General features: G+C 57.7%; 23 protein-coding genes. 9 read left to right on the top strand and 14 right to left on the bottom strand.

Going from position 1 to position 18,469, the window contains the following annotated elements:
* Positions 1 to 21 precede the first annotated feature (21 nt).
* On the bottom strand, positions 22 to 1,530 hold the full coding sequence (locus J4D97_RS12700; RefSeq protein WP_208307889.1) for an ATP-binding cassette domain-containing protein: 1,509 nt from the start codon (positions 1,528 to 1,530) through the stop codon (positions 22 to 24).
* A gap of 119 nt (positions 1,531 to 1,649) precedes the next feature.
* On the opposite strand from J4D97_RS12700, the gene J4D97_RS12695 reads away from it, so the two are divergent.
* The gene (locus J4D97_RS12695; protein WP_208307888.1) at positions 1,650 to 2,207 is read left to right on the top strand and encodes a GNAT family N-acetyltransferase; all 558 of its coding nucleotides are present in this window, start codon (positions 1,650 to 1,652) and stop codon (positions 2,205 to 2,207) included.
* Between the two features lie 140 nt (positions 2,208 to 2,347).
* Here the strand turns inward: J4D97_RS12695 and J4D97_RS12690 are convergent, their stop codons facing one another.
* The 7 genes from J4D97_RS12690 to J4D97_RS12660 form a co-directional block, all read right to left on the bottom strand.
* The gene (locus J4D97_RS12690) at positions 2,348 to 3,013 is read right to left on the bottom strand and encodes a porin family protein (RefSeq protein ID WP_208307887.1); all 666 of its coding nucleotides are present in this window, start codon (positions 3,011 to 3,013) and stop codon (positions 2,348 to 2,350) included.
* Between the two features lie 126 nt (positions 3,014 to 3,139).
* Positions 3,140 to 3,646 carry a pyridoxamine 5'-phosphate oxidase family protein gene (locus J4D97_RS12685; RefSeq protein ID WP_208307886.1) on the bottom strand — a complete coding sequence of 169 codons (507 nt, stop codon included), beginning with the start codon at positions 3,644 to 3,646 and terminating at the stop codon, positions 3,140 to 3,142.
* A gap of 72 nt (positions 3,647 to 3,718) precedes the next feature.
* Positions 3,719 to 4,429 carry a DoxX family membrane protein gene (locus J4D97_RS12680; RefSeq protein ID WP_208307885.1) on the bottom strand — a complete coding sequence of 237 codons (711 nt, stop codon included), beginning with the start codon at positions 4,427 to 4,429 and terminating at the stop codon, positions 3,719 to 3,721.
* A 6-nt stretch (positions 4,430 to 4,435) separates the two neighbouring features.
* Positions 4,436 to 5,173: a hypothetical protein gene (locus J4D97_RS12675; RefSeq protein WP_208307884.1), complete on the bottom strand. Its 738-nt coding sequence runs from the start codon at positions 5,171 to 5,173 to the stop codon at positions 4,436 to 4,438.
* 2 nt (positions 5,174 to 5,175) lie between these two features.
* Positions 5,176 to 5,562: a GntR family transcriptional regulator gene (locus J4D97_RS12670; protein WP_208307883.1), complete on the bottom strand. Its 387-nt coding sequence runs from the start codon at positions 5,560 to 5,562 to the stop codon at positions 5,176 to 5,178.
* Between the two features lie 17 nt (positions 5,563 to 5,579).
* On the bottom strand, positions 5,580 to 6,356 hold the full coding sequence (locus J4D97_RS12665; protein ID WP_208307882.1) for a hypothetical protein: 777 nt from the start codon (positions 6,354 to 6,356) through the stop codon (positions 5,580 to 5,582).
* Complete coding sequence (locus tag J4D97_RS12660; RefSeq protein ID WP_208307881.1) at positions 6,340 to 7,194, bottom strand: ABC transporter ATP-binding protein; 855 nt, start codon at positions 7,192 to 7,194, stop codon at positions 6,340 to 6,342. The genes J4D97_RS12665 and J4D97_RS12660 overlap by 17 nt, the downstream gene beginning before the upstream one ends.
* A 386-nt stretch (positions 7,195 to 7,580) precedes the next feature.
* Here J4D97_RS12660 and J4D97_RS23980 point away from each other — a divergent pair, with 386 nt between their 5' ends.
* Complete coding sequence (locus J4D97_RS23980) at positions 7,581 to 7,676, top strand: CHRD domain-containing protein (protein WP_208307976.1); 96 nt, start codon at positions 7,581 to 7,583, stop codon at positions 7,674 to 7,676.
* Between the two features lie 71 nt (positions 7,677 to 7,747).
* On the opposite strand, the gene msrB is transcribed toward J4D97_RS23980, so the two are convergent.
* Entirely contained in the window at positions 7,748 to 8,314 is a 567-nt protein-coding gene (gene msrB, locus J4D97_RS12650) for a peptide-methionine (R)-S-oxide reductase MsrB (protein ID WP_208307880.1), read from the bottom strand.
* A gap of 180 nt (positions 8,315 to 8,494) precedes the next feature.
* Here msrB and J4D97_RS12645 point away from each other — a divergent pair, with 180 nt between their 5' ends.
* Positions 8,495 to 8,794, top strand: a complete 300-nt coding sequence (locus J4D97_RS12645) for a DUF202 domain-containing protein (RefSeq protein WP_208307879.1) — start codon at positions 8,495 to 8,497, stop codon at positions 8,792 to 8,794.
* Here J4D97_RS12645 and J4D97_RS12640 read toward each other — a convergent pair.
* A complete protein-coding gene (locus J4D97_RS12640; RefSeq protein ID WP_208307878.1) occupies positions 8,791 to 9,318 on the bottom strand; it encodes a DinB family protein in 528 nt (175 codons plus the stop codon). The two genes, J4D97_RS12645 and J4D97_RS12640, sit on opposite strands and share 4 nt — an antisense overlap.
* A gap of 355 nt (positions 9,319 to 9,673) precedes the next feature.
* Here J4D97_RS12640 and J4D97_RS12635 point away from each other — a divergent pair, with 355 nt between their 5' ends.
* Positions 9,674 to 11,218 carry an aldehyde dehydrogenase family protein gene (locus tag J4D97_RS12635; protein ID WP_185282532.1) on the top strand — a complete coding sequence of 515 codons (1,545 nt, stop codon included), beginning with the start codon at positions 9,674 to 9,676 and terminating at the stop codon, positions 11,216 to 11,218.
* 197 nt (positions 11,219 to 11,415) lie between these two features.
* Here the strand turns inward: J4D97_RS12635 and J4D97_RS12630 are convergent, their stop codons facing one another.
* Positions 11,416 to 12,651, bottom strand: coding sequence for an aspartyl protease family protein (locus tag J4D97_RS12630; protein WP_208307877.1), 1,236 nt, complete (start codon positions 12,649 to 12,651; stop codon positions 11,416 to 11,418).
* A 219-nt stretch (positions 12,652 to 12,870) separates the two neighbouring features.
* Between J4D97_RS12630 and J4D97_RS12625 the strand changes: the two genes are divergently transcribed.
* From J4D97_RS12625 to J4D97_RS12605, 5 genes are all read left to right on the top strand, one after another.
* Positions 12,871 to 14,109, top strand: a complete 1,239-nt coding sequence (locus J4D97_RS12625; protein WP_208307876.1) for a pyridoxal phosphate-dependent aminotransferase — start codon at positions 12,871 to 12,873, stop codon at positions 14,107 to 14,109.
* A gap of 37 nt (positions 14,110 to 14,146) precedes the next feature.
* A complete protein-coding gene (locus J4D97_RS12620) occupies positions 14,147 to 14,794 on the top strand; it encodes a cytochrome b/b6 domain-containing protein (protein WP_208307875.1) in 648 nt (215 codons plus the stop codon).
* 55 nt (positions 14,795 to 14,849) lie between these two features.
* Positions 14,850 to 15,158, top strand: coding sequence for a hypothetical protein (locus tag J4D97_RS12615; RefSeq protein WP_208307874.1), 309 nt, complete (start codon positions 14,850 to 14,852; stop codon positions 15,156 to 15,158).
* Complete coding sequence (locus tag J4D97_RS12610) at positions 15,152 to 15,472, top strand: hypothetical protein (protein WP_208307873.1); 321 nt, start codon at positions 15,152 to 15,154, stop codon at positions 15,470 to 15,472. Before J4D97_RS12615 ends, J4D97_RS12610 begins: the two co-directional genes overlap by 7 nt.
* A 228-nt stretch (positions 15,473 to 15,700) precedes the next feature.
* Complete coding sequence (locus J4D97_RS12605) at positions 15,701 to 15,958, top strand: hypothetical protein (RefSeq protein ID WP_185282527.1); 258 nt, start codon at positions 15,701 to 15,703, stop codon at positions 15,956 to 15,958.
* An 83-nt stretch (positions 15,959 to 16,041) separates the two neighbouring features.
* Here the strand turns inward: J4D97_RS12605 and J4D97_RS12600 are convergent, their stop codons facing one another.
* The 3 genes from J4D97_RS12600 to J4D97_RS12590 all read right to left on the bottom strand — a co-directional run bounded on the left by J4D97_RS12600 (position 16,042) and on the right by J4D97_RS12590 (position 18,442).
* A complete protein-coding gene (locus tag J4D97_RS12600; protein ID WP_208307872.1) occupies positions 16,042 to 17,085 on the bottom strand; it encodes an NAD(P)-dependent alcohol dehydrogenase in 1,044 nt (347 codons plus the stop codon).
* Between the two features lie 87 nt (positions 17,086 to 17,172).
* Positions 17,173 to 17,889 carry a DUF1990 domain-containing protein gene (locus J4D97_RS12595; RefSeq protein WP_208307871.1) on the bottom strand — a complete coding sequence of 239 codons (717 nt, stop codon included), beginning with the start codon at positions 17,887 to 17,889 and terminating at the stop codon, positions 17,173 to 17,175.
* Positions 17,882 to 18,442 carry a DUF1990 family protein gene (locus J4D97_RS12590; RefSeq protein WP_208307870.1) on the bottom strand — a complete coding sequence of 187 codons (561 nt, stop codon included), beginning with the start codon at positions 18,440 to 18,442 and terminating at the stop codon, positions 17,882 to 17,884. The genes J4D97_RS12595 and J4D97_RS12590 overlap by 8 nt, the downstream gene beginning before the upstream one ends.
* Positions 18,443 to 18,469 lie beyond the last annotated feature (27 nt).

Genomic DNA, 18,469 nt, shown 5'->3' with positions numbered 1-18,469 from the left:
TGCGCTCAGCATGACGGTTTCCTACCCCTCCACCCGCCTACCCTGCTCCAACCGCAGCACCTGCGTCACGTTCTGCGGGATTTCGTGGGGGTAGTGGCTCACGTAGATAAGCGTAACGTTACTGACTTGGCAGATGCGGTCCAGCACGTGGCGGAAGTGCTGTTGCTGCTGGGCGTCGAGGCCCTGGCAGGGCTCGTCGAAGAGGTAGAGGGGCGGGTTGCGCACCAGGGCGCGGGCCAGCAGGCACAGGCGCTGCACGCTGGTGGCCACTTGGCGGAAGGGTGTGGCGGCGTGCTCCTCCAGGCCCAACAGACGCAACCAGCGGCGGGCAATGGCAGCCTTGTCGGGCTGGCTGGGGCGGAGCAGGCTCAGCGTTTCGTAGAAGCCCGACTCGATGATGTGCAGGCAGCTTTGCCGGGCCGGGAAATACTGGAACAGCTCCGGCGACACAAAGCCAATCTTCTTTTTGATGTCCCAGATACTCTCGCCGCTGCCGCGGCGCCGGTCGAAGAGGGTGATGCGCTGGCGATAGGCCTGGGGGTTGTCGCCGTTGAGTAGGCTGAGCAGGGTGCTTTTACCGGCGCCGTTGGGGCCAGTCAGCGCCCACCGCTCGCCGGGTTTTACTTCCCAGTTGATGTGGTCGAGCACCACCTTGTCGCTGTAGCGGATGGTCACGTCTTCGAGGCGTACGATGGTTTGAAACTGTGGGGGCAGTGTGAGGGCCAGCAGGGCGCGCAGCTCGGCTTCATCCAGGGTAGGCAAGCCGGCTGCGGTGAGCTGATTGGGGTGGAAATCGGCCTTTGGCTGTGTTGCCGCTACCCTACCCGCTTGCAGCACCGCCACGTGCGTGATGCCAGCAGGCACTTCGTGTGGACTAGTAGCCATTACCACTGTGATGCCGGAGGCTATGATGGCAGCCAGCAGCTGATCGAAGGCGGCGCGGGTGTGCACGTCGAGGCCGGTGAGGGGCATATCGAGCAGGAGTAGGGCCGGGTTGCGCAGGAGAGCGGCGGCCAGCAGCAGGCGGCGGGTTTCGCCGTTGGAGAGCTTGATGAGGCGCTGGGTTTGCAGCTGGTTCAGGCGTAGGAGGGTTACTACCCGTTCGTAAGTCCAGTGAGGTGCGGCGGTGGCCAGCGGTACGGCTCGCAGGTAGTTTTCTACGGTGGGCACGCTGTCGGCATCGGTGGCGTTGAAGCGCTGCTGGTAGTAGATTTCGGTGGTGTTGGCCAGCGTACGGAAGTTGGGGCGGGCAGGCACATGGCTGACCAAGCGGCGCCAGGTGAACAGCGGGTCGTGGGTTGCGGCGGCACGCTCCTGCGCTAGCGCATCGAGGTGGGGGTAGGTGGCCCGGCCGCCGGTGATGGTCAGGTGGCCGGCCAGGGTAGCGAGCAGGGCGCTTTTGCCGGAACCACTTTCGCCCACCAGCGCCCAGTGCTGACCGGGTTCGATCTGAAAGTTCAGCTCCGCAAACAGCAGCCGGTTGAGATGACGAACGGTGACGTTTTCGAGCGAGAGCAGAGGTTCGGGCATCGGAAAGAAGGTAGGCGCACAACTGATTTGAAACGGCAGCTTACGCACACCAGCCCAGACTTCCCAATGCACCCGCCATAATTTCGGCGTCTACCTGCCGCCTTGCGTACCTTGCCGCCATGAACTCCTACCCTACCCTGGCCACAGAACGCCTACTGCTACACCAGCCGCTGACACGCCACATCCCCACCATTGTGCATTTAGCCAACGAGCCGACGGTAGCCAACATGACGCTGAATATTCCGCATCCTTACGGGGAAGCCGACGCCATTTACTGGTTGAACGCGGCCAATCAGGGTTTTGCCAGCGGCCAACACCACGTATTTGCCATCGAGTTGCGCGAGACAGGGCAGTTTGTCGGCGGCATTGGCCTCACCGTGGAGCAGCGTTTCAACCGGGCCGAAGCAGGTTATTGGGTAGGCAAGCCGTTCTGGAACCAGGGTATAGCTACGGAAGCGCTACGGGCCGTGCTAGCCTTCGGCTTCGAGACACTGGAACTACACAAGATTTTCGCCACACACCTGGTTGCTAATCTGGCCTCTGGCAAAGTGATGCAACACGCCGGCATGCTGTGGGAAGCCGAACTGCACCAGCACGTGCGCAAAAACGGGCAGTATTTCAATTTGATGCAGTATCAGCTCACGCGCCCGACCTACCTGGCCCGTGTTGCGGGGTAGGCTGGTTGCCGCGCTGCTCGAAGTTAGATGATGTAGAGAAGCATACTTGCGTCTCCTCGTTGAACGACACCACCTGATTATATCCAAGATAAATACCATCAGCAACAATGAGACGCGAGTACGCGTCTCTACACCGTTTCTTAAAACTCATACCCTGCCGTTAGCTGCACTCCTTCGTACTTAAATTCCTCCAAGTTGGAGCGCTGGCCCAGCCCTACGTGGTTGAAGCCGCGTAAGTAGCGAGCTGTTAGGCTTAGATGGTCTGTTAGCTGCACAGCTACACCAGCAGTACTCAGGATGCTGCGCTCCTCCGTGTCGTGGGTGGTGTTGGTGGTGGCACCGGCCACGGTTTGCTCCGCCCGAATCAGCAGGTCGAACTGGGGGCCGGCCAGCACCCACAGACGCGGCAGCACTTGGTAGCGTATCGTGAGGGGTAGGGAGAGGTAGGCGAAGCTGTACTGACTATCAGTATTCTTGTTCGCGCCGCGCATTTGGGCAAATAGGTAATCCTGCTCCAGCGCCCACTTTTGTCCCAGTGGCACGCGCATGGTCAGGCCGGCTACCGCCCCTACCCGGTAGCTGGCCTCCACCGGCACGGCGGGCCGGGGGTAGCCCCGGTTGAAGTTCATGTTGATCAGGTTGGCACCTGCTTTCACCCCAAATAGCACCGGCCGCTTTTCCCCATTGGTAAGTAGCGCGGCTGGTGCTTGTTCGCTGTAGTGGTTGAGGGGTAGGCTGATAACCGCCCGAGCCGTGAGCAGACTAGGCAGACTAAATAGCCCGGCAAGGAATAGCGTGTGTTTCATAAAGAGAAGCAGCTTGGGAGCTGCTTCAATCGAAGCACCAGCTGTAGAGGTCAAATATATATGCCCAACGCTATTCTTCGCGAATAACGTTGGGCATAGTGCATTTATCTCTTTGTAAAGAGTCGTTTAGCTCGGTTCTTCGCCGAATTTTTCGTTGCGGCTGCTGGTGTCGGGTTGGCCAGTGAGGGCGCCTTTCGCCATCTGGAACAAGCTGTTGACCTTGCCGCCGGGCTTGTCCCAGTATTCAGCCTGATGGAAATTGACCTTGAGCAGCGTGATATTCGGGTCGTCTTTGCCTTTGGGGAACCAGGCTTTCAGGCCGTCGTTCCACAGGGCATCGATTTTGGCCTTGTCCTTTTTCACCTCGGCGGTGCCGGCCAGGCTCACGTAGGTTTCGGCCGTTTCGTTGGAGTAGTTGATGCCTACGCGGTTGTTGGACCTGATTTCTTCTACTTTGCGCGAATCTTCGTAGGTGAAAAACCACAGCGTGCCGTCGTCGTCGAGACCGTGCGTGTACATGGGGCGGCTATGGAAGTCGCCGTCGGTCTCCAGCGTGGTGAGGGTGGCGTAACGAATGTCCTTGATTTTATCCTTGAGCGTATCCAGCTCTTGGGGTCGGATGGCGGTTGACATAACAGAATAGTGGTTGGTGGAAGGTTTAGAGTAAAACGACCACCACCGCCGCGGGTTAGGTTACTCGCGGGATTAAACAACATTCTGTACATCAGGCACAACACGCCTGCCCGCGGTAGCGCCTGCCTTTCGATTGCGCCACAGCCAGCCACTAGCGCCGAGCACCACTAGCAGCCCTGCCCCCATCGTGCCCAGCATCAGCCTGAAAGAAACCGGGTACAATAGGCTGCCGCCCACAACGGTAGCAACGCCCAGCCACCACATCACCTCCGTGCTTGCTGGCCCGGTCTGAAGCGGCGCCTGTTGCAGTGCGGCCGGATTGGCGGGCGGGTACAGCAGGAACTTCAAGCGGGGGTAGTCGTGCAGCAGCAGGCCCAGCGTGAGCACCAGAAACCCCGCAACTAAGTAGGGCGTGCCTGTCCAGTGCTGCGACCAGGTCAGGAAGATGATGTTCAGCCACATGGGTACTAGCATCACCGCGCCCAACAAGGCAAAGCGACCCGTAAGCAGCAGCACGCCAATCAGGAGCTGCGCCACGCCAATGAATTGCGCGAAGATTTCCAGGCTGTGCTCGGCCAGAAAGGCGTGGTTCATGGGCGGCCCCATCAGGCCCGGAATATGGTTATCGGAAAGCTTGTAGAGGCCGCCGCCCAGCATGAACGCGCCCAACAGCAAGCGCGCACCCACCACGTAAAGCCGCCGCAGCCAGCCCCCTACCCCCAACGCCACTGCCGTAGCCGCAAGGGGTAGGAGAATACAGAGAGCGTAGAAAAAAGCAACCACGATAGCCTAGTGACCCGCCAGGGCTTGCAGCGCCGCACCGGGAAGCGTAGCGCGGACGCTATCCGCGAACTGGTAACGCAGGTTGGAAATCGTGGGCGCATCCAACGTGAAAGCGCTTTTATGCTGAAAATCCAGCCGCGCCGCGCCGATGGTATTGGATTTGGCGACGCGCACGGCGGCGGTGCTACCCGGTGTAGTACCGGCTACCACCCGCAACTGCTTCAACTGGTTCTGGGCCAGTTCTACCGAGGCATTCTGGTCGGCCGCTACCAATAGGCTGTCTTGTTGGAAGCCTTGCACCTGCACATCTGCCGATGGCAAATCTGGATTTGGGGAAGTGGTAGGATAGGGAAACGCCGTGCCAACTGCGGACGAATTCACAAGCAGCGTAGCGAGGCGCGGGCAGCTTACCACCACCACACGTGGCGTCCAGGGGCTACGCGAATTGCGATGTTTGGCAAGGTCGATGATGCGCAGGCGGCGGCCGGTTTGCACAACTTGTATAGAATCGGCTTTGTTGTGTTGCCGCACGGCAAACGGACCAGCTTCAACCTTGACTGTCAAGCGACTGCCGGGCGTTAGCTCTACCTCGTCAAAATCGCGGAGTGTCAATGCGCTGTAGTCGCGGAAGGGGTTGCGGAACTCGCCGCGGTTGTACTCGGCGCGTAGGGCCACGTTGTAGGTAGCCAACGAAGCCACTAGGATCAGAATTCCGATGAGCAACAGTTTGGTGCTGGTTTTCATGGCTAGGAAGAAGGTAGAGTAGCGGTTTGTTCCTGCTGAAACCGGGTGTAGCGCTCCTGCACTTCCTCCAGGCTGATATCGAGCAACGACACCGTTTTGAAAAACTCGGGCAGTTCCTGTTGCAGAAACCGCTCCTTGCGCAGGGCTTTCACCTGCTGCGCGGCCTCGGGGGCCACAAAAAAGCCCAGGCCGCGCTTGTTGTAAATCACCTCCTGCTGTTGCAGCAAATCGTAAGTCCGCATTACCGTATTGGGGTTTACCTGTAAGTCGCCGGCCAGCTCGCGCACCGACGGAATCTTCTCATCGGCCTGCCACTTGCCCAGCAGAATATGGTCGCTCATGTACCCAGCTATTTGCAGGTAGATAGCTTCGTTATCTTTAAATTCCATGTTGATTTTCCTCTCCGTTACACTTGCTTTTCCCGCAGGCGAGCATAGGCCACCGTCCAGAAAAGCACAGTTAGTACCACGAATACCAGTCCTATCCACTGCATTTGCGTTTCAGGCAGATCCACTCTGTAGAAAGAGTTCATCGTGCGAAAATTCGCTCCTGTAAAGGGTAGGGTCGTAACCAAATCTGCTCCGAACATGGTCTTTAACACCTGAAAGTTGACCAACGTTAGCACGCCTAGCATACCAAATACCACAAAGCCCGTTTTCACGAATTGAGCTTTTTCAAAGAAAATGGCGCCTACTAGCATTACGGCGTGCAGTACAGCGTATGCGTATAAAATTGTATAGGGCTGATCCTGCGGATCGAAAAGATCCATAGCCTCGTGGTAACCACTGGGTGTGTTGAATAGCAGTAATACAATGCTGTTGGCTAGGTAGAACACTGGCACATAGACCAGTAAAAACAACACAAATGAGTATATCCAGCCAACCAAATACTTTTCCAGAGTAGAAGCCGGTAAACACAAGGCAGCAATAGCCCGGTTCTTGGAACCGAATTGCTGAAAAATGGTGCTGGTGAAGAATGCACCCGCTCCCAGAAGAAATAGAGCGAAAAACATAGTTTGTACACCAGTATTCATGGAGCCGCTATTGAGATAGGAGAGCCCCCCCATCACTACCAGCATCCCGCCAAACAGCACGGCCGTACCCATCAGATACTCGCGTAGATGCTCGGCGGTGTGCTTGCGAAACAGCCGCCCAAAGCGCTGGAAACTAAACAGGTTGTGCATAGGAAGGCTGTTTTAGGTAAGGAAGAAGGGTAGAGCTACCGCTGGTAGCGGCATTGAATAGCAGTTCCAAGTCTACCCGGCTGTAGGCGCCGGTGGCGTTGGGCACGATGGCCTGACGGCCGCGCACCGAGTCCTCGGCGTAGAGCACGGGCGTGGTGTCGGTGGTGGGTAGGGTAGCAAAGGTGAGCTGGTCGGTAAGCTGGTCGAGGCTGTGGTTGAGGGCAATCTGGCCGTCGTGCAGCACCACTACCGTGTCGATGAGGCTATCCAGGTCGCGCACCTGGTGGGTGGAGATAATCATGCAGCGCTCTTCGGTGAGAGCCGACGCCATAATGCGCCGGAACTGTGCTTTGGACGGAATATCGAGGCCGTTGGTGGGCTCGTCCATCACCAGCAAGCCCGTGTTGGTGGCCAGGGCAAAGGCAATCATGAATTTCTTTTGCTGCCCGAAGGAAAGCTTGCTGAGCACGGCGTGCGCCGGTACTTCAAACTCGTGGAGGTAGCGCGTTAGCTCCTCTTGGCGGAAGCGGGGGTAGAAACCGGCCGTATTAGCCACAAACTGCGCCGCCGTGAGGGCCGGCACGTACAGTTCCTCCGCCAGAAAATACACCTCCTCCAGCACGGAGGGTAGGCGCCGTTGGGCCGATACGCCGTCAATCAGACACTGCCCTGCTTGCGGAAAGGCCAGCCCTACTATGTTCTTGAGCAGCGTGGATTTGCCCGCGCCATTTTTCCCTAGTAGCCCATAGATATGGCCGCGAGAAAGGGAAAGCTGCACTTTGTGTAGCAGCGGAGAGTGGCGGCGGTAGCCGAAACTCATATTCTGAATGTCTACCATATCTATTGCCTTAGTGTATTACTTAACTAGTACACTACAAACATATAAATAAGCAGATGATCTATACAATGCTTTGACGATATTTATTTTTGAAGTAGCTGCGCGGCATCCTACCATGCCCTGATTTGCCTCCTCTAGCTCTCGCATTTGCTCGGATGTGCCGAGTGAGTTCTATGTCTAAGGGGCTGCGCCCCGAATCCGCCCGCGCCGTATGTGTAGAGACTGCAAGCACATGCATCACATACACGGGCATCACACCAGGGTCGGGGCACATTCACACGGGCGCACCCGGCTCCACTGGCCCCATTGTCATTCCTTTCACTGATCTTGCTTCTCCCATCACAAACACTGTACCTGTGAAGATGCCTGCGTAGGGAGAGGAAGATATTGCGCAGACTATTCTGACTGGCAACTCCTATGTGAATCTGCACACCGCCATGTATCCGAACGGTGAAATCAGGGGCAGCATCAAACCAGACTAAGCTACGCTACTTCTGTTAAAGGCAAAAGCCCGCTGTACAGCTTGCACAGCGGGCTTTTGCCTTTAACAATCTTACTTCGATAAGCCGCCGAACGCACCGGATAGGCCGTTTTTATCAGGTTGAAACTCCATCGAAATGGAGTTCATGCAGTAGCGCTTGTGCGAGGGCGGCGGGCCGTCGTTGAAGAGGTGGCCCAGGTGGGCGTCGCAGCGGCCGCAAAGCACTTCGGTGCGTTCCATGCCGTGCGTGTGGTCGGCCTGGTAGCGCACGCTTTTGGGGCGTAGCGTCTGGAAAAAGCTGGGCCAGCCGCACTCGCTGGCAAATTTGGCATCGGAGCGAAACAGAGCATTGCCGCAGGCGGCGCAATAGTAGGTGCCCTTGCCGGTGGTGTTCCAGTACTGACCGGTGAAGGCCCGCTCGGTGGCTTTGTTGCGGGCTACCTCGTAGAGAGCCGGCGACAGCACTTTCTTCCATTGCGCATCGCTCACGCGCAGATGCGTGGTGTCGGTGCGGGAGTAGTAGGGGTTGGCGGGACGCGTAACGGGCGTGGCCGTTTTTGCCTTGGTAGGCGTGGTCTGGCCGAAGGCAGTCAGGCTACCGGCGCTCAGCAGGACCAGCAGAAAAGAGCGAATAAACATGCAAGCAAGGTAAAAGAGAAAGTCAGCATACGTAGCTGCCTCGCGGATTGGATGCACCTACCCGTACGCAACAGCGCGGCGCGGCATCCTGTTCCACAGGGTAGCAGCCGCAGCCTACCCCCTACGGCGAAGTTAACTCTCACTCCTCTACCCTCGTTTGTACTAAGTAAACCGCAACGCATGGCAAAATCCGACGAGCCTTCCTACCCTCATCTGGCCCTTTCTCTCAGCGACCGGCTGGCCCTAGAGCGCACCCGCCTGGCCAATGAGCGCACGCTACTGGCCTACTTTCGCACAGGCATGGCGTTGATTATCGGGGGGCTGTCCCTCATGAATTTCTTCCGGGACTATATCTACGTCTGGATTGGGGCGGGCTTTGTGCCGCTGGGAGTGGCCGTGGTGGTAGGCGGCTGGTCGCGCTACCGGTTCAAGCGGCAGCGCATTCATGCCAACATGCTCACGGCCTTAGCACGGACCTAATGTCCCTGCGGATGGGTAGCCCGTACTACTCGCGCCGTCACCGACAATTGCCCCACGTGGCGCATGGTGTGCTCGGCGGCGTGCGTCAGCAGCCCAATTACGGTGGAAGGCAGCCCTGCCCGCCCTACCCCTCGAAACTCGGGGAGGGTAGCTTCAGGGGTGGTGCGCAGCTGGTCCAGGGCGCGGTCTACCTGCCGGGCGAAGGCCGTTACCAGCACATCGGGAGTGAGCGGCAGGTCGGTGTCGTCGTGGCCTTCGGCGGCTAGGGCGGCCAGTTGGGTTGAGGTGAGGGCCTCGGCGCGGGCGTAGGTGAAGGTGCGGTCGAGCACGCCGGCAAGGTGTTGCAAATGGAAGCCCACCGAGGCTACCCCCGCCGGCCGCTGCCACAGCAACGACGCCGGAAAATCAGTCAGTAACTCCTCTATTTCCTCGCGGGCTTGCAGCAGCGCGTGGGCTACGGGTTGGAGCAGCGGCGGCACTTCGGGCAAGGGGCCACGCAACCATACTTCCAAAGTATCAGGCATTTGGGTAACAGCTAAATGATAGAGCGTGTACCTGCTATGAGGAGCAACAGGCACACCAAAACGGTAGGTGATATAACCTGTAACCTGTTTTAGTTGTTGGTGCTAGTATCGTGCTAACGAACGAAAAAATCTTTCTTTTTTGCAATCGATGCCGGTAACGTTTTCAGCGAATTACTTGAAAAAAAGCTGTGGGAAGCTGGTTTTTTCTGTGTTCATTTGGTCCCACCGGTTCGCGCTGCAACTGCCAATGAGTATCAACCACTTGGCTCGCAGCGCCCGTGGTTCTACGATAGTCCAGCTTTTTTCGATCTGATCTTTCACGCAATTCCGCGCCTCTGTTTCTTTTCTATTCCCTATGCCCCCCATCATTTCGCCCCAGGTTGAATTCAATGCCCTGTTAGCGCAGGTAAAGGAGTACACACCCGAGATTTTCGACCAACAAGGTCAGTTTCTGAACCTGCTGGAAGGCAAATGGCAGGAGCCGGGCAAACCGCGCAGTTTTGTATCGGCCATTGATGGCACGGTGCTAGGCAGCCTACCCATGTTGGAGCGCCCTACGGCCCTGCGGGCGGTGGAGTTTGCCCGCGGCGAGTTTCCGGCCTGGGCGGCTACCGACCTCGATGAGCGCCGCCGCCGCGTGCAGGACTGCCTCGACCAATTGCGTACGCACCTCGAGCTGATTGCCAAGCTTTTAATGTGGGAAATTGGCAAAACCTATAAGCTGGGTTTCACGGACATCGACCGGTGCATCGACGGGGTGCAGTGGTACAACGACAACATTGAGCAGATGCTGGGCCGCCGCAAGCCGCTGGGGCTGGTTAGTAACATTGCTAGCTGGAACTACCCTATGTCGGTGCTGCTACACGCAGTGCTGGTGCAGGTGCTGTGCGGCAACTCAGTTATTGCTAAAACGCCCACCGACGGCGGCTTCATCTCCTTGAGCTTCACTTTTGCCATTGCCCGCCGCTGCGGCCTGCCCGTAACGCTGGTGAGCGGCCCCGGCGGCGAGCTGAGCGACGTACTAGTAAAAGACCATCATATTGATTGCCTGAGCTTTGTGGGCGGACGCTACAACGGCCGCAACATCGCCGACGCCCTCGACGAAAACCAGAAGCGCTACATGCTGGAAATGGAAGGCGTGAACACCTACGGCATTTGGGACTATTCCGACTGGGACACCCTGGCCGGCCAGCTGCGCAAGGGCTACGACTACGGCAAGCAGCGCTGCACCGCCTATGTGCGCTTTGTGGTGGAGCGCCGCCTGTTCCCGCGCTTCCTCGAAACCTACTGGAACGTGATGCAGTCCCTGAAGATTGGTAACCCCACGGTGGTACAAAACGCCAACGACCCGCTGCCCGAGCTGGCTTTTGGGCCGGTTATCAACGCCGGACAGGCTCAGGAACTGGACCGCCTCTACCAGGATGCAATGAAAACCGGTGCCACTCCCCTACTCGAAGGTCATCTACCCGACGAGCTATTCCTTCCTGGCCAGGACCGCTCGGCCTACCGTGCCCCGCGTGCCCTCGTGAACCTGCCCCGCCAAAGCGAGCTGTATTTCAAAGAGCCCTTCGGCCCCATTGATACCATTGTGTTGGTAGACCGCCAGGAAGAGCTGGTAGGCGAAATGAACATCTCCAACGGTGCCCTGGTAGCCGCCATAGCCTCCGATGATGAGCGGCTGGCCCAGCGCACGGCCAAGGAAATCCGTGCGTTCAAAGTGGGTATCAACCAGCTCCGCTCCCGCGGCGACCGGGAAGAGGTGTTTGGCGGCCTGGGCGAATCGTGGCGCGGGGCCTTTGTGGGCGGCAAGCTGCTGGTAGAAGCCGTAACAGAAGGCGCCTCCGACCAAGCCCTGTACGGCAATTTTGACGACGCTATTCTGCTGCCTGACAATCCGTAACAAGTCATTTCAACAAAGCAAAAGCGCGCTGATCGATTGGTCGGCGCGCTTTTGCTTTATCAGTTGAAGAGGTTACCGAAAGGATGTAGAGACGCATACTTGCGTCTCGTCGTTGAATGATTTCGGCCAAACGGCGCGGACGACGAGACGCAAGTATGCGTCTCTACACGTTCAACAGTGGTGCGCCTTGATGACTTCTACTGCCCCTCAAAGCGCACTACCTTGTTCACATAGTCGATGGTAGTGCGCTGCTGGCGGAGCATGGGGTAGCCCAACAATCCATCCAGCACCACCTGATCTGGCTTTTGATTGAGGTGACTGATGGAAGCAAAAACCGTTGGCTGATTGCGGAACGTTGGCCCGTGCACCAGTTGCAGCTTGCGCAGCTCGCCACTCGTAACAGAACGCGCCTTTTGGTCGGCGCCGGCTAGCTGCACAGTTTCACTTTTGCGCAGCTGCGAGGCAAAAGTTGCGGCGAAGCGTGCATCTAGTAGATTCTGTTGGGCACCGCAGTCGAGGGCCAGGCGCAGGGTGTGGCCGGCCACAAGCGCCTCTACTACGGGCAGGTGCCCGCGCATAATGAAGGGTAGGCCCTCGGCCGACGCAGTGGGGGTAGGCTTGCGTAGCGTGACTGTTTGCGCCGCGTAGTCCAGCGTTAGGGCGTATTGCTCCAACAGATTATAGCCAATGAGCCCCAACAACTCCGACACGCCGGCTCGGCGAGCCAGATCGGTTAAGTCGAGCGTGGGCACATCACGGTTTTGAAAGGAGATGCCCTGCCAGTTAAAATCAGTTGCGTGGTAGTAATCGAAGCTGGACCCGGCTCCGTTCACACCGCGCAGTTGGCGGGCCGCTACCGTGCTCCCGCTGGCAGATGAGCCAAAGCGCGTCTTGTTCAGCAGCAAAGCTGGGGCACCCGAGTCCAGGAAAAAGTCACCACGTTGGCCGTCTACCTCGGCCGTCACAATAAGCAGCCCGTTCTGCACGCGTATGGGCATCACTACCTCCGCTGGCGTTGTCAAGTCCTGCGCGCCAAATCGGGTGTCCATTTTCTTCGCTTCCGCTTTCAGCAGATTTATTTCCAGTAGCTTGTTGGCTGGCGTCACCAGCACATCGTATTCCTTCTCGACCCCATTTTGAGTGAGCGCAACCACGTAGCGAGTGTTGACCCCTTCGGTGGTTTGCCGGATGAGACGCGGGTTTTCAGCCTTCTTAAATCGGGGCAGCATCTGCGCCAGCACCTGCGCGGTATAGGTGGTGGGTAGCCCACTCACCTGCGTTTCGGCCAGCAAGTAGGGCTGTACCACCGCCACAGACTGTGTTTGCATAGCCGCCACCAGCTTGTCGATTGGCTCGACGCCGATTGTCGTCTGCGCCCAAACCAACGGTTGCAGCCCTACTAGCAGAAATAGGCAGAAGAAAAGGGTACGCATACGGATTCTGATTTCAAGGTAAAAAGGCCTTAACGGGGCCAGTGCTCAACGCATAGAGGCAACAGATCTTACTCCCAGTGCCCAATAGTAACTTATAGAACCGCAAGAGAGTGTCGCTTTCTTTGCTGGGCTACTTACCCGTACTTTCTCTGTCCTACTCCGCCCGCAACCTATTACCTTGCATGGAGTTTGTAGGCAAGCCGAAAATTTTAAGTTTGTATGTTGGAAATTTCGCAGCGGGGGCAGCAGATGCCGATGTCGCCTTACCGGAAGCTGACGCCGTATGCCGATGCAGCCCGGCAGCGTGGCACGGAAGTGTATCACCTCAACATTGGGCAACCCGATATCGAAACGCCCCCCGAAATGCTGGCCGCCGTGCGCGAAACCACCATTCGGGTGCTGGAATACAGCCCCAGCGCCGGCAGCGGCAGCTACCGCCAGAAGCTGGCGGCCTACTACCAGCGCAACCACATTCCGGTGCAGCCCGACGATATTCTGGTAACGGCAGGTGGCAGCGAGGCCATCTTCTTTGCCTTCATGAGCTGCCTGAATCCGGGGGATGAAGTCGTGATTCCGGAGCCCTTCTACGGCGCGTATATCTCCTTTGCCATTGCTACGGATGTGCGCATTGTGCCCGTGGTGTCTACCCTGGATGAAGGCTTTGCCCTACCCCCCATCGAGGCGTTTGAGCGGGTGATTACGCCCCGTACTAAGGCCATACTGGTGTGCAACCCCAGCAACCCCACCGGCTACGTGTACTCCGAGGCCGAGCTGTTGCAGATGCTGGGCCTGTGCCAGCGTCACAACCTGTTTTTCCTGTCCGACGAAGCCTACCGGGAGTATTGCTACGAGGGCTTTGCCACCAGTGCCCTGCAATTGCCCGGCGCCGACCAGCACGTGGTTATGGTAGATACCATCTCCAAGCGTTACAGCGCCTGCGGGGCGCGGCTGGGTGCATTAGTGACTAAAAACACCGACGTGCAGGCCGCCGCGCTCAAATTTGCCCAGATGCGCGTGAGTGCGCCCGCCCTGGCCCAGCTGATGGGCGAGGCCGCCGCCGAGCTACCCGACTCCTACTTCGAGCACACCAAAGCAGAATACCGCGCCCGCCGCGACCTGATGGTGCGCCGCCTGCAAGCCATGCCCGGCGTAACGTGCCCGGTGCCCGGCGGCGCCTTCTACGTGATGGCCCGCCTACCCGTAGACGACGCCGGCACGTTTGGGCGCTGGCTGCTGGAGGAGTTCAGCTACCAGGGCCACACCGTCATGGTATCGCCCGCGGCGGGCTTCTACGTCACGCCCGGCCTGGGCCGCGACGAGGTACGCCTGGCCTACGTCCTGAACCTAGAGAAGCTCGACGCTGCCCTCGATTGCTTGGAGCAAGGTCTTGCTGCCTACCCCGGCCGGCTAGCGCAAGGAGACGTGGCTGCAACGCCTGCGCTAGAAACGCGTCCGTAAGTCGCTATTCCTCGACCACTTCCCTACCCCTATTACCATGGCTGCCAGCTCTCCGCCCAAACTGTATTCGTTGGCGTTGCGCCTTTGGCACTGGAGCAATGCGGCGGTTATTTCGGGCTTACTCACTACCATTCTGTTCTTGTTCGTCATTATCAAGACGAAAGAGGTAGGCCCCATTTTTCAGGAGATGCTAGCCAAAGACGGGCTGGAAGTAACGCAGCAACAAGCACGGGCGCTGCGGAAGGTAGTGAGCAACCGCATCTGGGATTGGCACATTACGTTAGGTTTGATTCTGACCGGGCTACTGGTGTTTCGGGTGGTGCTGGAGTGGCTGCAACCCGCCAGCCAGCGTTTCTCTACCCGCCTGCGGAACGCCCGCGCCCACTATCAGCGCAAGGGTGCTGATACCCGCGATGCTCGTCACTCAGTGCTGGTGAAGTGGTCCTACCTCGTGTTCTACCTATTGCTCGTGGTGATGGTAGGCACCGGGCTTGTGCTGGTGTACGCCGATGATGTTGCCTTCCTGCACGCCATTGAGCACACCTGCAAAGAGATACACGAGGTCACGATGTACCTGGTTATTGCCTTTGTGGTGGCGCACGTGGTGGGCGTAGTGTGGGCCGAGGTGACTCGTAACCGCGGCATCGTGTCGGATATGATTAATGGGGGCAACCGGGTAGAGTAGCCGCAACAGTAGAGATTGAGTAGCTTACAGCATCTAGTTAACAAATTGATGCTCTATGCTTTATCAACCTTCCGCTTTTGGCCTATTTTTTCTGTTTGGGCTTGATCTCGCCGCGCTAGCGCTCCTGTATTTCCTGATTCGGTCGCCGTTCCGCTGGGAGCGGGTGTTGCTATATGGCGCCGCCGTGTTGCTAGTGCTCTTCTCCTCATTCCTAAAGCTGTTCTTTTCCGAGCTTGCTACTGGTGCTTCAACTCCAGGCGATTTGCAGATCAAAAACAGGCTGAGCAGTTCGTTCAGACTTTCTATTATCTGCGTGAAGACAAAGATGGCCAGCTACAAGCCGACTGGAAGGAATACATGCTAGGCCGCCGCAAGACCCGCATGTTGGAGATGGAAGGATTCCGTGGCCTGCTCATTGCCAAGAAAATAAACGGCCAGTGGCAGTACCAGCGCGTGTTGCCAAGCCATCTAACGGCTGTGCTCGACCCCGCGCATTTCCGACCAGATACCTCCGGCCGCGTAGCGCGCGCTGTTTGGATGCACTTCGGTGTCGAACTCAGCACCTACTTATCGGAGCTGCTGACGCTGGTTGTGTTCTCCCTGCTGGTTTATCGCCTACCTGCTGCCTTCCGCAAGCGAACAACGAGGCCGTCAAAACGCCTACTGGCAGCATGGTAAGCGTATCACCTTGCTATAACCCAGTCTGAAGCAGCCAGTAGCGTTTCTATAATCCTGAGGTAGCATGGCTACAAAACAGCCAATCTTTCTCAGCCGTATTCCTTGGCCTACCTCGGTAAAGAGGTGAGGCTTTCGCTATTCACCGAAACTATCATCCAAATACAGAATCGCATAAGGGTCGTGGTACGCTTATTGTCTAAGGCAGAGCGTCTTAATTTTTCCTGCTCCATGCTCGCTCCCGAAATTCATTTCCGCGCTGCTCTCCATGAGGAGCGTTTTGCCCTAGCCGCCGTTCTGCTCTCTCAAGCAGTAGAGGCGCGTGCTTCCCAGCCATTCTCGTTGGTGCAGCTAATGCACTTGCAGCGAGCCTGCCAACTGCTGCTCGCGCACCGCGACGGGCATACAGCCGACAGCCTGTTGCAGGCGGCAGAGGAATACATGTACTCCCTGGCTCCCATCCCCAAAATGAACGCGGAGCTGGCATAGCGCTAGCCGCTACCCTATGAAAAACGCCAGCCTCTCACGAAGCTGGCGTTTCTGTTGTCGGCATTGTAGCGCGCTATGCGCCCTTACAGCGTCTGCAAGTCAATCACGAAGCGGTAGTGTACGTCGCCTTTGATCATGCGCTCGTAGGCTTCGTTGATGTCTTTCATCGGAATCATTTCGATGTCGGACATGATGTTGTGCTCGGCGCAGAAGTCCAGCATTTCCTGGGTTTCCTGAATGCCGCCAATGAGCGAGCCGGCAATGCGACGACGCTTGGCAATCAGGTTGAACGCGTGAATTTCGGGCGCTTCGGGTGGCACGCCCAGCAGTACCATCGTGCCATCTAAGCGCAAGGCAGCCAGGTAGGGCGTCAGGTCAATTTTGGCCGATACCGTGTTGATGATCAGGTCGAAGTAGTTGCCGGCGCCTTTCATGGCTTCCGCATCTTTCGACACGATGAACTTATGAGCACCCAGCTCACGGGCATCTTTTTCCTTTTCAGGCGAGGTGCTGAATACGGTTACTTCGGCACCCATGGCGGCGGCTAGTTTCACGGCCATGTGGCCCAGGCCGCCCAGCCCTACTACGCCTACCCGGTCGCCGGCTTTCACTTTCCACTGGCGCAAAGGCGAGTAGGTAGTGATGCCAGCGCACAACAGCGGTGCTACGCGGGCCAGGTCCAGCTTTTCAGATACATGTAGCACAAACTCCTCGCGCACCACAATGTGGCTAGCGTAGCCGCCGTAGGTAGGCGCGCCGGTTTCCCGCTCGCGGCCGTTGTAGGTACCCGTGAAGCCTTCTTCACAGTATTGCTCTACGCCTTCGTCGCAGCTAGAGCAGTGCTGGCACGAATCGACCATACAGCCTACGCCGGCCAAGTCACCTTGCTTGAATTGTTTTACGTGGCTACCTACTTCCAGTACACGACCCACAATTTCGTGGCCAGGTACCATCGGGAAGATGGAGCCGCCCCATTCGTCGCGGGCCTGGTGTACGTCGGAGTGGCACACGCCACAGAACAGGATTTCAATAAGTACATCGTGGGCGCCTACCTCGCGGCGCTCGAAGGAGAAAGGCGCAAGCGGGGCGTTAACCGCTTCGGCGGCGTATGCTTTGGTTTGGTTCATGAGAGGGAAATAAGAACGGATAATCTGTCCTACTCAACCCGGACCCACACCCCAAGGTTTAATTTTGGGCTGTTATATTTTCCAAAATCAATCTTTCCTGTCGCTCCGGTGCTTTTCATCTTGTTGCGAGGCAGCTATTTGGCTGGCAGTAGGCCACGGCTCGTTTCCATTCACTAAATCATCTACTTGCTTCCGCATCCGCTTCAACGACTCTTGAGCAAACCGCCGCTGCAACATGCGCCCAAACAACCGAAAGCCAATCCAGTAAAATGGATTGCGGATGCTGCCTAGTTGCGAGTAGGCATGAACATGGAAGACAACCTGGCCCGTCGTCAGGTTTTTGTGGACGGTAAACTCAATCTCTCCGCGTTCAAAATGGCCTTCTAGCGTGCGGTAATTGTAGCCCCACACCTGCTCCTGCTGGCCGTCGTTGGTGGTGCGCTGCTCATCCGTAACGCCGCCGATGCGCACACCAAACCAAAACGTGAAGAACAGAAACTGCGCCCGCAGCACCATAATGCGATGGTCAAGCTCCGAATCGGGCGGAAAGATGCCGGTGATGAGGTCGGGGGGCGGAAACGAGTAGCGACGCAGCACTACCTGGGCAGCTTGCCAGCTACCGTGCTCCTCGGGCGGACCCGGCTGCTCGGCCAGCAGTTCGGTCTGATAATCGTCAATGCGCCAGCCGCTTTCGGCAGTATATTCATTGCTGCGCTCGGGGTCGAAGTTGTACTTGACGTCTTGGTAAGCGGCAAGCCGCGCCTGCTGTTGCTCCCATAAAGGCGGAGTGGTTGTGTTAGCCATGAGCAGAGACAACGGCACCATTCTCAAATGTATCTATCTGTACATCAGACAGAGTAGCGCCGCCGCTAGCCTCAGCCACCCGCTCGCAGAAGATGCGCCAGGTTTGCTCCTGCACCCGTTTGCCGGCACCCAGCTTATCGTACATGAAGGCTACCAAGCCGTCGCGGCTGCGAGCCCAGGAGTGGATTTCGAAGCGAATAGCGTCGGCGCGGTCGGGGTGTGGCAGCAAGCTAAAGCGGATGCGGCCAGCCTCGGGGTGCCCATCGAGCGTAATAAATTCGAAGGCGGTCGGACTGATGTCCGTCACGCGTACCTCGCCATTCCACGGCCCCAGAATCTTGATTTTGAACTCGTCGCCTGCGGCCAGGCCGTGCTGCGCACCAGCCGTTTTCTCGAAATCAGCTAGCAAATCGGGCGAGAAGTGCGCTACATCGCATTGAATTTGCTGCATCAGCTCAGCAGCCGTGCGGCGTGGGCGGACGATGTCGAGGCGGTAGCGCCGCTCTAGAAAAGGGCCGGAGCCTGTATCAGCGGGTTGTTCAGATTTAGCCATAGCAGTAAAGGAGAAAGGCTTATTCTA

Origin of the sequence: Hymenobacter defluvii (assembly GCF_017589435.1) — a bacterium.
GTDB classification, from domain to species: domain Bacteria; phylum Bacteroidota; class Bacteroidia; order Cytophagales; family Hymenobacteraceae; genus Hymenobacter; species Hymenobacter profundi.
The sequence above is the reverse complement of the archived record's forward strand: the minus strand, read 5'-3'. Positions and strand labels throughout refer to the sequence as shown.